Source organism: Sedimentibacter sp. B4, assembly GCF_000309315.1.
In the GTDB taxonomy this organism is placed as follows: domain Bacteria; phylum Bacillota; class Clostridia; order Tissierellales; family Sedimentibacteraceae; genus Sedimentibacter; species Sedimentibacter saalensis.
Window position 1 is genome coordinate 1 of record NZ_CANG01000979.1, and the last position, 564, is coordinate 564.

Genomic DNA, 564 nt, shown 5'->3' on the forward strand with positions numbered 1-564 from the left:
TCCGTTCGTCTCCCACGTCATGGCCGACGCCGAACGAGGCGCCCACGGCTACATCCAGGTGTCACCCTGACGCCGCATAGGCCGCGCAACACCCAACCGCTCCCACGGGAGCCCGATGAAGGAGAGAAATGACCAATCCGATCCAGCTCGAGACCCGCTCCGGCGGATGTACCTGCGGACACCACGACGAGGAGGACATCGTGCTGGACGTGCGCACCATCCCCCACGCCATCCGGCACGCCAGCGTGTTCGGGGGTTCGATGCGATCCCGACCGGCGGCTCGCTGGTCCTGGTCGCCCCACACAACCCGCTGCCGCTCCTTGGCCAGCTGTCGGAGCGTTTCCCGATCGGCGTCGAGTACCTCCAGGAGGGGCCCGCGAGTGGCGCCTGCGCATCACCCGGGACACGCGCCCGCAAACGATCGATTGAGCGGCATCGATCGTCCGCCAATGCCATCCTGGCTGCTGGTTGTCGGTCGAGATCGGCTCGGTGGTCAGGCGACGAACTCGTCGCCGTGTCTCGGCGTCGTTCGTCATGGCGTCGACCGGGATGGGTGTAGCGACC

General features: G+C 67.4%; 1 pseudogene. It reads left to right on the forward strand.

Features of this window, described 5'->3' with window-relative positions:
* Positions 1 to 167: 167 nt before the first annotated feature.
* Positions 168 to 429: pseudogene (locus tag BN358_RS24865) on the forward strand (DUF2249 domain-containing protein); the annotation flags it as partial.
* Between the last annotated feature and the right edge of the window lie 135 nt (positions 430 to 564).